11 protein-coding genes and 1 rRNA gene (1 of these 12 running past the window's edge) are annotated in these 12,500 nt (G+C 69.4%); 10 read left to right on the forward strand and 2 right to left on the reverse strand.

Features of this window, described 5'->3' with window-relative positions; translation table 11 throughout:
- A complete protein-coding gene (locus tag VF697_RS07530; RefSeq protein WP_331092817.1) occupies positions 1 to 1,101 on the forward strand; it encodes a PHP domain-containing protein in 1,101 nt (366 codons plus the stop codon).
- Positions 1,102 to 1,233: 132 nt separating this feature from the next.
- Here VF697_RS07530 and VF697_RS07535 read toward each other — a convergent pair whose 3' ends face one another.
- On the reverse strand, positions 1,234 to 3,396 hold the full coding sequence (locus VF697_RS07535) for a M4 family metallopeptidase (protein ID WP_414641256.1): 2,163 nt from the start codon (positions 3,394 to 3,396) through the stop codon (positions 1,234 to 1,236).
- A gap of 262 nt (positions 3,397 to 3,658) precedes the next feature.
- Between VF697_RS07535 and VF697_RS07540 the strand changes: the two genes are divergently transcribed.
- From VF697_RS07540 to VF697_RS07565, 6 genes are read left to right on the forward strand one after another with little or no spacing between them, the layout of a single operon-like run.
- On the forward strand, positions 3,659 to 4,927 hold the full coding sequence (locus VF697_RS07540; protein ID WP_331092819.1) for a 3-deoxy-D-manno-octulosonic acid transferase: 1,269 nt from the start codon (positions 3,659 to 3,661) through the stop codon (positions 4,925 to 4,927).
- A complete protein-coding gene (locus VF697_RS07545; RefSeq protein ID WP_331092820.1) occupies positions 4,924 to 5,946 on the forward strand; it encodes a glycosyltransferase in 1,023 nt (340 codons plus the stop codon). Before VF697_RS07540 ends, VF697_RS07545 begins: the two co-directional genes overlap by 4 nt.
- Complete coding sequence (lpxK, locus tag VF697_RS07550; RefSeq protein ID WP_331092821.1) at positions 5,943 to 7,013, forward strand: tetraacyldisaccharide 4'-kinase; 1,071 nt, start codon at positions 5,943 to 5,945, stop codon at positions 7,011 to 7,013. The genes VF697_RS07545 and lpxK overlap by 4 nt, the downstream gene beginning before the upstream one ends.
- 49 nt (positions 7,014 to 7,062) lie before the next feature.
- A complete protein-coding gene (locus tag VF697_RS07555) occupies positions 7,063 to 8,079 on the forward strand; it encodes a bifunctional ADP-heptose synthase (RefSeq protein WP_331092822.1) in 1,017 nt (338 codons plus the stop codon).
- A complete protein-coding gene (locus tag VF697_RS07560; protein ID WP_331092823.1) occupies positions 8,076 to 8,570 on the forward strand; it encodes an adenylyltransferase/cytidyltransferase family protein in 495 nt (164 codons plus the stop codon). Before VF697_RS07555 ends, VF697_RS07560 begins: the two co-directional genes overlap by 4 nt.
- 11 nt (positions 8,571 to 8,581) lie before the next feature.
- Complete coding sequence (locus VF697_RS07565) at positions 8,582 to 8,758, forward strand: Trm112 family protein (RefSeq protein ID WP_331092824.1); 177 nt, start codon at positions 8,582 to 8,584, stop codon at positions 8,756 to 8,758.
- Here the strand turns inward: VF697_RS07565 and VF697_RS07570 are convergent.
- A complete protein-coding gene (locus tag VF697_RS07570; RefSeq protein ID WP_331092827.1) occupies positions 8,747 to 9,847 on the reverse strand; it encodes a glycosyltransferase family 9 protein in 1,101 nt (366 codons plus the stop codon). The two genes, VF697_RS07565 and VF697_RS07570, sit on opposite strands and share 12 nt — an antisense overlap.
- 76 nt (positions 9,848 to 9,923) lie before the next feature.
- On the opposite strand from VF697_RS07570, the gene VF697_RS07575 reads away from it, so the two are divergent.
- From VF697_RS07575 to VF697_RS07585, 3 genes are all read left to right on the forward strand, one after another.
- Entirely contained in the window at positions 9,924 to 10,802 is an 879-nt protein-coding gene (locus VF697_RS07575) for a YicC/YloC family endoribonuclease (protein ID WP_331092825.1), read from the forward strand.
- Entirely contained in the window at positions 10,799 to 11,446 is a 648-nt protein-coding gene (gene gmk / locus VF697_RS07580; RefSeq protein WP_331092826.1) for a guanylate kinase, read from the forward strand. Before VF697_RS07575 ends, gmk begins: the two co-directional genes overlap by 4 nt.
- A gap of 1,050 nt (positions 11,447 to 12,496) precedes the next feature.
- Positions 12,497 to 12,500 (forward strand): 16S ribosomal RNA (locus VF697_RS07585) (it continues 1,532 nt past the right edge of the window).

The raw sequence follows: 12,500 nt of genomic DNA on the forward strand, positions 1-12,500 counted from the left end.
GTGGCGGGGTTCTTCACCCTGTCGGCCACGTATGCCGAGTACCCGGTGATACCGACTCGCGCGGACGCCCTCGGGTGGGTGCGTGGGGCCTTCCACGTGCACACCACGGGCTCGGACGGGCGGGGCACGGTGGAGGAGGTGGCCGCGGCGGCGAGGGCGGCGGGCCTGCGCTTCGTGGTGCTCACGGACCACAATGACTCCCCTCGCGAGCCGGCCTATGTGGACGGGGTGCTACTGGTGCCGGGCGTGGAGCTCTCGACGGACCATGGCCACCTGGTGGCTTTTGGCATGCAGCGCCCGCTGGAGGGCTTTCGTCCGTGGATGGACGGAGGCGAGGCCGAGGCAGCGGTGGAGAAGGCGGGAGGGGTGAGCGTGCTCGCCCACCCGGTGCAGGAGCGCAACCCCTGGCGCCACCCCGAGGCCACGCGGCGGGCGGACGGCTTCGAGCTCTACTCGGCGGACACGTTCTTCCGGGACGCGCTGCGCCACCCATTCCGTCGGTTGCTGCCCGCGGTGGGCGCCTTCTTCGGCCAGCCGCTGCATGGGGTGATGCTGCTCGTCGAGCCGCAACCCGAGGCCACGGCGCGGCTGTTGGAGCTCGCGCGGGAGAAGCCGCGGGTAGCCCTGTGCTCGCATGACGCGCACGGGCTGCCACCTTATGAGGACGTCTTCCAGGCGCTGGCGATGTACCTGCCGCCCGTGGAGGGAGTGGGCCCGGAGACGCTGCCGGAGGATCCACGGGCCGCCGCCGAGCGGGTGGTGAAGGGACTCGCCAGTGGCCGGGCCCTCTGTGCCTTCCGGGCACTGGGCGAGCCCGAGGGCTTCGTGCTGGAGGGCCTGGACGCGGAGCGCCGGGAGGCCCACGTGGGCGACGTGCTCACCGTGCGCCTGCCGCCGTATGCCGAGGACGTGGTGCGCCTCGAGGTGCGAGGCGCGGGACGGCTGGGCGCGGATGGCAGGACGGTGGAGCTGGTGGAGGAGGGGGCGGTGCAGGTGGAGGCGTGGGTCCGCGCGCCGGGGCGCTTCTTCGGCTCGGAGTGGAAGCCGTGGCTCGTCCCGAGCCCGGTGCGGGTGCTGCCGAGGCGCAACGAGGGCCGCTGAGCCGTGCCCCGCAAAGGCGAACGGCCGCCCCCGCGTTCGCGAGAGCAGCCGTCCTTGTCACTGCCCCATCAGGTTGGGAGCGCCGCGCTGTCCAGCATCGGCGCGGAGCCCCAGGTCACCCGAGGGTGAGTCTCAGTCGTGGGTGCCGACCAGGGAGAGGTTCTGGTAGCCGCCCTTCGCGCCGAACACCTTGATGTAGTAGGTGCCGGGGCGCACGTTGTTGAGGTTGCAGCCCTCGGTGTTGCCCTCCTTCACGCTGCGGCACTCGTACTCGAACAGGGACGGAGCCGAGCCCTGCTGCACGTAGATGTCGGCGTTGCCCGTGCCGTTGAAGACGCGCACGTGGACGTTGTTGGTGTCGCCGCCAGCGCGGGCGGGAACCACGAGCTTGTACACCTGATCCGAGCCCGGCACACCGGAGAGGCCGTCGAGCTGCACGCCGCCCTCGATGGGGACGTAGCCGCCCTTCCAGGTCACCGAGAACGTCACGCCCGAGTAGGCGCTGAAGCCGTTGAGCATCGCGTACCAGGTGCCCTGAGCCGGAGCGGCGAAGGTGCACGACTCGGCGTTGCCGGACTTGTAGGGACGGCAGTCGTACTGCGTGGTGGTCGGCGCGTTGCCGAAGCGCACGTACATGTCCGCGTCGCCCGTGCCACCAGCGATGGAGACCGTCAGGTCATACGCACCCTCGGGCACCTTGAAGCTGAAGTACTGCTTGGAGCCGCGGGCACCGGAGACATTGGACACCGGCGTGTTCTTCTCGACCGGGACGTTGACCGGAGGGGGGACGGGCACGCCCACGCCCACGGCCTTCCAGGCGTTGGAGACGGAGGCGATGGTGGCCGCGTCGTAGCCGAGCTGCTGCGCGGCCTGCTCGGTGGCGATCTTCGCCTGCTCGAACGTGGTGCTCGGCGTCATCAGGTCGACGTTGGCCTTGTAGAAGATGCGCGCGGCCTTCTCGATGCCGATGCCCGCCACGACCGTGCTCGTCTTGGCGCGCGGGTGCGTGCCGCCCTCGCTCAGCAGGTAGAAGGCGAGGTTGGAGATGCCCGAGCTGTAGTGCACGTCCACGCCGGAGGCGTAGTCGGGGAAGTAGTCCAGCGACACGCCGTCCTGGGTCGGACGGGCCATGTAGCGCAGGGCGTCGCCCGGGGTGGCCGGCGTCCACACGTCGTCACCGATGAGCCAGAGCTTCGGGCTGACGACCTTACCGTCGCCGTACCACTCGCACACGGCGCCGAAGATGTCGGACATGGACTCGTTGAGGCCGCCGGACTCACCCGAGTAGATGAGGTCCGACTCGTAGTCGGTCACGGCGTGGGTCAGCTCGTGGGCGGTGACGTCCAGCGAGTTGGCCAGGTTGGAGGCGGTGACGTTGTCGCCGTCGCCGTACACCATCTGGGTGCCGTTCCAGAAGGCGTTCACGTACTTGACGCGGTGGTGCACCGTGCTGATGAGCGTGGCGCCCCCGTTGTTGATGGAGTCGCGGCCGAACAGGCTCTGGTAGCAGTTGTAGACGGTGCCGAGGTGGTCGTAGCTGGTGTTGATGACCGGGTCGGCCACGGGCGCGCTGCCCTCGAGGCGGGCCAGGGTGCCCGGCAGCGTGGTGAGCGTCTTGCCGTCGTACACCTTGCGGTCGAGGGCGGTGTGGATGTGCGGGATGCGCTCGACGACCGAGCCGTCCTCGGCGTTCACCAGCACCGAGTCGTCCACCGGGGTGCCGTCGGCCTGCTCACCGGACTGACGGACCTCGTACACCAGGAGGAGCTTCTCGCCAGCGCGGTAGTAGACGAGCTCCGGCTCGCCCGCGACGCGGGCCGACTGGGGCGCCTCGCGGTCCTGCTCCGCCGCGGAGAGCGCGGCCTCGGGGGCCACGGTCGCCTTCTCGGGGCCCTTCAGGTCGCTGCGAACGTTGGTGTTGGCCGCGAAGATCTTCCCGCCGCGAGCGTGCAGGAGCAGCTCGCCGCCGAGGATGGCCCGCCCGTTGTGGCGCACGGCGTAGCGGTAGTGGAGGTCTCCCTGCGCGTCCGTGTAGGCGCGCTTGAGGGTCAGGTTGGCCGCATCCAGCCGGAACTGGGGCGCGATGCTCGCCAGGACGGGGGAGAGGTCCGCGGAGAGCGCGGCCTCGGCGGAGGTGGCCTCGGGCAGGGAGCCCAGATCTCCGGCGATGAACCGGGCAACGCCGGCCTCGTCCGCGTCCACGACGGTGTTGCCAAGAGCGGACGCCAGCGTCCGGATGCCTTGCGGCTTGTCACCTGCGGGCGTGCTGCCCTCGGTGCAGGCGCTCATCATCATCGACAGCGCCGCCACTCCAATGACTCCGCGGATTCGATTCTCCACTGTGCTGCCTCCTGTCCTGTTCTCTGTGCCTCAGAGACGGGAAGCAGTGTGCCAAATGAGTCCGACAATTTCAAGGAATACGGACAAATTCCGTCTTTTGTGTTTTCACAGAAAGCAAGAAAAAGCGACGTTGTAGGGTTTGTGCGGGTGAGGGTGGGAGGGAGTCGTGGCGTGTGCTGCCGGGAGCGTCGGCATCTGGTAGAGGGCGGCCCGGTCCATGCGCCTCCTCTACGTCCTCGCCAGCTATCTGCTCTTCGCCGTGCTCTTCCCGGTGCTGTCGCTGCACCGCAAGACGCGGCACGGGCTGCGGCAGCGGCTCGGTTTCTACGCGGAGGGAGAGCTGCCGCCGCGAGGGCCGGGCCCGACGCTCTGGCTGCACGGGGCGAGCGCGGGAGATCTGCTGGCGCTCTCGCCGATGTTCGGCCCGCTGCGCGAGCGCTTCCCCGGGTGCCGGATCGTCCTCTCCACGATGACGAACTCGGGCTACATGATGGGGCGCGAGCGGCTGGCGAAGCACGTGGACGCGGTGGTGTACGCGCCGTACGACCTGTGGGGTGCCACGCGCCGGGCGGTGCGGGCCATCCAGCCGGACCTGCTGGTGCTCGAGTACACGGAGATCTGGCCCAACCTCATCCATGCGGCGAGCGGGGCGGGAGTGCGCGTGGCGCTGACGAACGGGCGCTTCTCGCCGGCGCACCAGGGGAAGTACCGACTGTTGTTCTCGCTCATCGGCAACCCGCTGCGGCGGATGGATCTGTTCCTGATGCGAGGGGAGGACGAGGCTGAGCGGGTGTTGGGGCTGGGGGCGCCGCGCGAGCGGGTGTTCATGACGGGGAACACGAAGTTCGACGCCTTGGCGGCGGCCGCGGCGGGGCAGGAGGACGAGGCGCTGCGGAGCGCGTTGGGGCTGAAAGTGGGGGATCGGGTGTGGATCGCCGGCAGTACGCACGAGGGCGAGGAGGAGCACCTCCTGGGGGTCTACCGCCGGTTGTTGGAGGAGCACCCGGAACTGCGGTTGGTGATCGCTCCGCGGTACATCGAGCGGGCGGCGAGGATCGTCGCGCTGGCGAAGGAGCAGGGTCTGGGCGTGGGACTGCGCTCGCAGGGCAATCCAGAGGGGGCGCGGGTGGTGGTGCTGGACACGATTGGCGAGCTGTCGAGGGCGTACCGCTTGGCGACGCTGGTGTTCGTGGGGGGCTCGTTCACGAAGCGCGGAGGGCAGAACATCCTGGAGCCCGCGGGGCAGGGGAAGCCGGTGCTGTTCGGTCCGCACATGGAGAACTTCCGGGACAGCGTGCAGGTGCTGGTGGGGAGGGGAGGCATCCAGGTGAACGACGCGGAGCACCTGTACCGGGTGCTGTCGGAGCTGCTGGCGAAGCCGGAGACGTTGACGTCGCTGGGGGAGCTGGCGAGGGCGACGGTGGGGCAGATCTCCGGAGCGAGCCAGCGCAACGTGGAGCACATGGCGCGAGTGCTCACCCCATGAGGATTGTGCACCTGCTCGCCAGTCCCTTCTGGAGCGGCCCGGCGGAGAACGTGGCGCTGCTGGCGCTGGCGCAGCGCGAGGCGGGGCACGAGGTGACGGTGGCGGTGGACCGGCGCCGGACGGAGGTGGCGGCGGAGGAGCCGGCGGTGCCGCGTTTCGAGGCGCTGGGTTTGCTGGACGTGGGAGGGTTGGAGCTGTCGGTGAAGTCTCCGCCGTGGGTGGTGTGGAGGGACTTGCGCAGACTGCGGGCGCGGAGTGTGGACGTGGTGCACTCGCACTTCACGCACGACCACTTGGTGGCGAGGTGGGGGAGGCCGCGAGGGGCGGTGCTGATCCGCTCGGTGCATGCGCCGAGATCGCTGCGAGCCTCCTTGCCCTCCGCGGATGCGTACACGGTGCCGGCGTCGTCGGTGATCACCCGGCTGTTGGGCCGTCGGGTGCGGGTGTTGCCACCTCTGGTGGACCCGAGGTTCCGGCCCGCGGGGGACCGGGAGGCGCTGAGGCGGGAGCTGGGGCTGACGGGCGCGCCACTGGTGGGAATGGTGTCGACGTTCCAGGCCTCGCGGCGGCACACGCTGGGGGTGGAGGCGTTCGCGAGGCTGCGCCGGACGCAAGCCGGAGCGCGGTTGGTGTTGGTGGGAGACGGAGAGCGGGTGGAGCCGGTGCGCCAGCAGGTGCGGAGCCTGGGCCTGGAGGAGTCGGTCACCTTCGCGGGGTACCAGCAGGGCGAGGCCTTCGTGCGCTGGCTCCAAGCACTGGACGAGGTGTGGGTGCTCGGCCTGGGCAACGACTGGAGCGCGAGGGCGGCGGCGCAGGCGAGGGCGTGCGGGGTGCGCGTGGTGGCGGTGGGAGAGGGCAACCTGCCAGCGCTGGCGGATGTGCTGGTGGAGGAGCCGACACCCGAGGCGGTGGCGACCGCCTCCGAGTCGGGAGCGAGGGCCCTGGTGGCGCACCCGAGCAACGCGAGGATCGCCGAGGACGTGCTCGCGCTGTACGAGCAGGCGAGGACGGAACGGTGAGTGCCCCGGCCCCGAGGCAGGAGGCTCCGACGGCCATCGAGCGGGTGTTCTACCCGGAGAGGCCGGAGCGGTGGGGACAGCGGGCGCTGCTGGCCCCCCTGGAGGTGGCGGCCTGGGGTTATGGGGCGGGGGTGCGGCTCCGAGGGGCGCTCTATGACGCGGGAGTCCTGCGAGGCGAGCGGGTGGAGGGGCTGCGAGTCATCTCGGTGGGCAACCTGAACGTGGGAGGGACGGGGAAGACGCCGGCGGTGCTGTACCTGGCGGAGCTGCTGGTGAGGGAGGGGAGGAAGGTAGGCATCCTCACGAGGGGATACGGGCGAGGCACGAAGGAGCCGGTGACCTTCACGGGGAAGGGGCCGTTGCCCTCGGTGGAGGAGGCGGGGGACGAGCCGCTGCTGCTGGCACGCCGCTGTCCCGAGGCGAGGCTACTGGTGGGAGCGGACCGGCGACTGTTGGCGCGCCGGGCGAGGGACGAGTTCGGCCTGAATGTGGTGCTGCTCGACGACGGCTTCCAGCACCGGAAGCTGGCGAGGGACGAGGATGTGGTGGTGGTGGATGAGGCGGTGGGCTTCGGCAATGGCCGGATGCTGCCGCGAGGCCCCCTGCGCGAGCCGCTGTCCGCACTCAGCCGTGCCACGCTCATCTGGGTGCGAGCCGCGACGACGCCCGGGCCGGAGCTGCCTTCCCTGCCAGCGCCCCGGGTGCGGACGCGCTATCGGCCCACGGCCTGGGTGGATCCAGTGGGAGCCGAGCACCCCACCGAGACGCTGTCCGGACAACCGGTGCTGGCGCTCGCGGGGCTTGCTCGGCCGGGGGGCTTCCTGCGGACGCTGGGGGAGCTGGGAACGGAGGTGAGGGGCACGGCCTTCTTCCCGGACCATCACCTCTTCAGCGCGAGGGAACTCCAGGAGGTCGCCGCCCGGGCCGCGAGCCTGGGAGCGCGGGTGGTGACGACGGAGAAGGACCTGGTGCGCCTGCCCCGAGACTTCGAGGCCTGGACGGTGCGGTTGGGGGTAGAGGTGCTCGAGGGGGAGTCGCACCTCCGGCGGGCGCTCGGGCTCGGGTAGACAAAGGTCGGCTTGTCGACGGGGTGCTGCTGTGGGACAACGCGCCGCCATGGCTGCCGCTGTCCTGCCCGTCCGAGCGATTCCCACCCTGGCCCAGCTTCCACTGGCTTTCGCGCGCCGAAGGGTGCTGCTGGTAGGGGATCTGGTCGCCGACCACTACATCTACGGTCAGACGGACCGGGTGAGCCGCGAGGCCCCGGTGCTGATCGTCCGTCACGAGGCCTCCGAGGTGAAGCTGGGAGGCGGGGCGAACGTCGCGGCGAACGTGCGAGCGCTGTCGGGGCAGGTGACGGCGGTGGGGGTGTTGGGCGCGGACGAGATGGGGCGGGCGCTGCGGAAGCTGTTCGACGAGGCCGGAATCCAGCTCAGCGCGGCGAGCGCGCGAGGGGTGGAGACGGAGACGAAGACGCGCATCCTGGCGGGCGGGGTGAACACGACGCGGCAGCAGATGTTGCGCCTGGACCGGGGGCAGCGGGGCCCGTTGCCGCCGAAGCTGCGACGGATGCTGGTGCGGCGGGTGGAGGAGGCGGCGAAGGACGCGGACGCGGTGGTGGTGTCGGACTACGGCGCGGGCGTGGTGGGAGACGAGATGCGCGAAGCCCTGCGCCAGCTGGCGGCCGACGGGCTGCCGGTGTGCGTGGACAGCCGCTACGCGCTGTCGAGCTTCACCGGGGTGACGGTGTGCAAGCCCAACGAGCCGGAGCTGCAAGCGCTGGTGGGGCGGCCGTTGCGCACGGAGGCTGAGCTGGTGGAGGCGGGGCGCGAGATGGTGCGCCGCATGGAGTGCAAGGCGCTGCTGGTGACGCGGGGCCGGCACGGGATGACGCTCTTCGACGCGGAGGGCGGGGTGGACATGATTCCGGTGCATGGCGCGAAGGAGGCGGTGGACGTGACGGGGGCGGGGGACACGGTGATCGCGGCGCTGTCGCTGGGGTTGGCGGCCGGGGGAAGCTTCGGGGACGCGGCGAGGCTGGCGAACGTGGCGGGTTCTCTGGCGGTGCAGAAGCTGGGGACGGCGACGGTGGCGCGGGACGAGCTGCTGGGCGAGCTGAGGGGGGCGCGGTGAGCACGGTGACCAAGGTGCAGAAGCTGGCGCAGGTGGTGGAGCAGCGCGAGCGCTGGAGGGCGGAGGGGAAGACGGTGGCCCTGGCGAACGGGGTCTTCGATCTCATCCACGTGGGGCACGTGCGCTACCTGGAGGGGGCGAAGGAGCTGGCGGACTGCCTGGTGGTGGCGGTGAATTCGGACGCGTCCACGAGGGCGTACAAGGGGCCGGGCCGGCCACACATCCCCGAGGGAGAGCGAGCGGAGATGGTGGCAGCGCTGGCGTGTACGGATCGGGTGCTGGTCTTCGACGAGCTGAACGTGCGGAGCATCATCCGGGCGTTGAAGCCGGACGTGCATGTGAAGGGGACGGACTACACGCCGGATTCGATTCCGGAAGCGGACGAGGTGCGAGCCTACGGAGGGCGGGTGGCGGTGGCGGGGGATCCGAAGAACCACAGCACGACGGAGCTCGCGCAGCGGCTGCAGTCGGAGCGGCGCGAGACGAAGTAGGAGGCGCGCCCATGCAGCTTCCCGAGTGGCTGCTGTCGACGTTGGCGTGCCCCCGGTGCAAGGGGCCGCTCATCAACAACCCGCCCGAGCTGCACTGCCCGCACTGCCATCTCGCGTACCCCATCCAAGACGGAGTGCCCGTGCTGTTGCCCGGCGAAGCGCGCCCGCTGCCGACCTCAGCGAGCTGAAGCCCGAGCCGAGAGACTCTCGGCGTAGGCGCGTACCTCCTCGAAGACGCGGGCCTCGAGGTCCCCACCCGAATCGACGACGGGAGTCAGGTCCACCATGCGGTGGGGCGGGTAGGCATGCCCCCAGCGCTCCATGTCCATGCGGAGGAAGAGGCCCAGAGTGGGGGCCCCGGTGGCGACGGACAGGTGCATGGGGCCGGTGTTGTTGCAGACGGTGAGCCCGGAGGCGCGCATGAGGGCGGCGAGCTCATCGATGTTGGTGGGCGGAGCGAGCTGTGCGCCGGGAGCTGCGGCCACCACGGTCCGAGCGAGCTCCTCCTCCCCGGGACCCCAGGTGACGATGGGGGTACGCCCGGAGGCGATCAGGGCGCGAGCGGCGGCGGCGAAGGCCTCGGGAGGAATCCGGCGCCAGCCGAGGCGACCGCCGGGGTTGATGACGGCGCGAGGCGTGTGGGCCCCAGCCTCGAGCCAGGCCCGGAACGTCTCGCTCAGGTTGGGAGTGCGGAAGGACAGCTCCCCACGGGGAGCACCGTCCACGAGGGGAGAGAGCAGGTGGACGCGCTGGAGCGCCTCGTGGGTCGTATCGGAGCGAGCGGGGACGGACAGCGAGTGGAGGTAGTGGACGGGCCACATGCGCGGGCCGATGACGACGGAGCGGGGCCCCACGAGCCGGGAGATGAGGGCGGAGGTGACGGAGGGCGTGGACCAGTTGGCGCAGTCGACGACGACGTCATAGTGCTCACGGCGCAGGGCACGGATGCCGGGGGCGAGGGGCCCGAGCCACAGCAGCCGCCGGTCGAAGGGGATGATCCGATCGGCCTCCGGGTGACCGGCGAGGACGCGGGCCACCTTGGAGTGGACGAGGACGTGGACCTCGGGGGGTTGCCGGGAGGCCTTGAGGGTGCTCAGCAGGGGGGTGGTGAGCAGGGCCTCACCCACCCGGTTGTCGATACGAACCAGGAGGACGCGCCGGGGGGAGGGGAGAGGCTGCCCCGCCCTCCGTCGCCGACCGGGACGCCAGAGGAGGGCGGATGCCACCAGGGCGAGTGCCAACTTCGCCCACAACTCGAGCCGCTTGTGCCAGACCATCGAGCGGCGGACCATAGCAGAGAGGATCCGCGCCGGTGACTTGACCTGTTGGCCGGAAGCGCCTAGCAACCGCCCAATGCTGAAGAGCATGACCGGGTTTGGAGCGGGACGCGCGCGCGTAGGGGACGAGGAGTTCTCCGTCGAGCTGCGCTCGCTCAACCACAAGTTTTGTGAGGTAAAGGCACGGCTCCCGAGGGAGCTGGCGGCGCTCGAGTCGGCGGTGGTGAAGCAGGTGAAGGACCGGCTCGCCCGTGGCTCGGTGGAGGTCTTCATCAAACGGCAGACGGCGACGGCCGCTGGGACGGTACCGGTGGTGGACGCGGCGCTGGCGCGCGAGTACGCACGGGCCTTCCGCGAGGTAGCCGAGGCCCTTGGCGTCCATGCCGAGGTGTCCTGGTCCCAGGTCGCGAGCCAGCCAGGCGTGATGCGGCTCGAGGAGCGGGGCACGGACGTGGAGTCCGCCACGAAGGCCGCGCAGGCGGCGCTGGACCAAGCGCTCACCGCGCTGGAGCAGATGCGCCGTGTGGAGGGCGAGGCGCTCCAGGCCGATCTGGAGTCACGGCTCGGGCTCATCGAGCGCTGGAGCCGCGAGGTGGCCGAACTGGCGCCGCGCTCGGTGGACGAGTACCGCCAGCGGCTGGCCGAGCGGGTAGCCGAGCTGGCGCGAGGCATCTCCGTGGACGAGCAACGTCTCGCCCAGGAGGTGGCTGTTTTCGCCGAGCGGACGGACATCGCCGAGGAGATGACCCGGTTGGCGAGTCACCTTGAGCAGTTCCGTCAGCTCATGGCGAGCAACGAGCCGGCGGGCCGCCGCATGGACTTCCTGGTGCAGGAGCTGCACCGCGAGGTGAACACCACGGGGTCCAAGAGCCAGCACGCGGAGATCTCCGCGCGAGTGGTGTCGATGAAGGCAGAAGTCGAGCGCATCCGCGAACAGGTCCAGAACGTCGAATGAACGAGTCCACGCCCCTCCAGCCCGGCATCCTGCTCGTCCTCTCCGCGCCCTCGGGTACGGGGAAGACCACCTTGGCGCGCCGCCTGCTCGCCGAGCTGCCAGACGCCATCTTCTCCATCAGTGTCACCACCCGCCAGCCCCGAGGACGGGAGCAGGACGGGGTGGACTACCACTTCGTGGATGTCGCCTCCTTCCAGGAGCGAATCAATCGCGGCGAGTTCGTCGAGTGGGCGGAAGTTCACGGCCACTTCTACGGCAGCTCCCAGGCGGTGGTGGACGAGGCCCGCGCCAAGAGGGGCGTGGCCATCTTCGACATCGACGTGCAGGGCGGGTATGCCATCAAGCGCAAGCATCCCGATACGGTGCTCGCCTTCGTGTTGCCTCCCTCATTGGAGGAACTCGGACGGCGCCTGCGCGAGCGTGGGACGGATGCGGAGGAGACCATCCGGCGCCGGATGCTGGCAGCCCGCTCGGAGATCGAGCGAGGGATCGCGACATACGACTACATCCTCGTGAACGACGACATTGAACGCGCCTATCAGGATCTGCACTCGGTGGTCATTGCCGAGCGCTGCCGACGAGGGCGGGTGGATCTGTCGAACCTCCATCTAGAGAAGCCCGGGACCCCGGATTCAGGGCGCTGACCTGCGGGAATGGCCCGAGTGCCCGAGGCGGTTGTCCCCAATGCCGCTACACTCGGGCGCTGATGGGCCTGGCTGAATGGTGTTGCCGCCGCTAGGACCAGGAGTCCGGGTGGGGTGCACGAGAAGGCGCAGGGGAAATGGCTTGCGCCGCCCGATCACTTGGTGGATAAGCGGCCTCACCTCACGGCGCGGTGTCACACCGGTGACACTTCAGCGAAGTGAGCCTTGTTCTTTTGAGACTCAATAAGACCGAAGGCTGGTGCCGCCGCAGCAGAAGGTGCGGGCGGCGGTGGTCGGAACCGGAGGGGACGGGTCGATGAGGTTGACAAGTCCCAAAGGCGGTCATAAATACTGGGAGCCTCGCCAGTGCGGCTGGAAAAGCTGATGGCGGGCGGAATCAACAGGCTCGAATGAGCGGTTGACTCCCAACGCGGCGGTGGTAGAAGCCGCGCCCCTTGGACGGGAAAGCGAAGTCGCAACGGCGACGGGTCTCTCGGACGAGGCGAAGTGACAGACGAAATACGAAGTCAACGAGCGGAGTTGACACCTGACGCGGCGGTGGTAGAAGCCGCCTCCCCTCGAAACGGCGACGTCGCGAAGGCGACAGAGTCGAATCGACGGGAAAGAAGGAGTCGACGAAGTCGGTTGACAGGGAAGGCGGAAACGAAGTAGGTTCCGCGCCCCCTCGAAAGAGAAGAAACAAAGCGCTCCGGCGAGATGTTGCTTCCAAACGAGGCGAAGCGGTGAAGCGAAGCGACAACGGTCGCTTGACAGCGGAAACGCTTCGAAATAAAGAATGCCTCCCCCGAAGTTGAAGGGGATGCAGCCGAGAAGTAGACGGACGGTAGCACACAGTCGCGAGAGCAACAAGCGGCTCGGTCTTTGAAAACCAAATAGCAAGCCCAAGAAGACAGATTGCGGAAACCGCAGTCAATTCTAAGCGGTACCTCAAGAGAGTCGGCGTGAGTCGATTCCAAGGTACCTTGAACAGCGAAGTCGGGAGTTCCTTAGCCGGACCCTGACGATGCCGGTTCAAAATTCTTCAAAATTCAAT

Origin of the sequence: Archangium sp. (assembly GCF_036388035.1) — a bacterium.
Lineage (GTDB): Bacteria > Myxococcota > Myxococcia > Myxococcales > Myxococcaceae > Archangium.

What these genes read in the sequence shown, in the direction of transcription:
- VF697_RS07535 (WP_414641256.1), bottom strand. Translation starts at nt 3,396, where the DNA reads ATGATGATGAGCGCCTGCACCGAGGGCAGCACGCCCGCAGGTGACAAG.
- VF697_RS07540 (WP_331092819.1), top strand. Translation starts at nt 3,659, where the DNA reads ATGCGCCTCCTCTACGTCCTCGCCAGCTATCTGCTCTTCGCCGTGCTC.
- VF697_RS07545 (WP_331092820.1), top strand. Translation starts at nt 4,924, where the DNA reads ATGAGGATTGTGCACCTGCTCGCCAGTCCCTTCTGGAGCGGCCCGGCG.
- VF697_RS07555 (WP_331092822.1), top strand. Translation starts at nt 7,063, where the DNA reads ATGGCTGCCGCTGTCCTGCCCGTCCGAGCGATTCCCACCCTGGCCCAG.
- VF697_RS07565 (WP_331092824.1), top strand. Translation starts at nt 8,582, where the DNA reads ATGCAGCTTCCCGAGTGGCTGCTGTCGACGTTGGCGTGCCCCCGGTGC.
- VF697_RS07570 (WP_331092827.1), bottom strand. Translation starts at nt 9,847, where the DNA reads ATGGTCTGGCACAAGCGGCTCGAGTTGTGGGCGAAGTTGGCACTCGCC.
- VF697_RS07575 (WP_331092825.1), top strand. Translation starts at nt 9,924, where the DNA reads ATGCTGAAGAGCATGACCGGGTTTGGAGCGGGACGCGCGCGCGTAGGG.
- gmk (WP_331092826.1), top strand. Translation starts at nt 10,799, where the DNA reads ATGAACGAGTCCACGCCCCTCCAGCCCGGCATCCTGCTCGTCCTCTCC.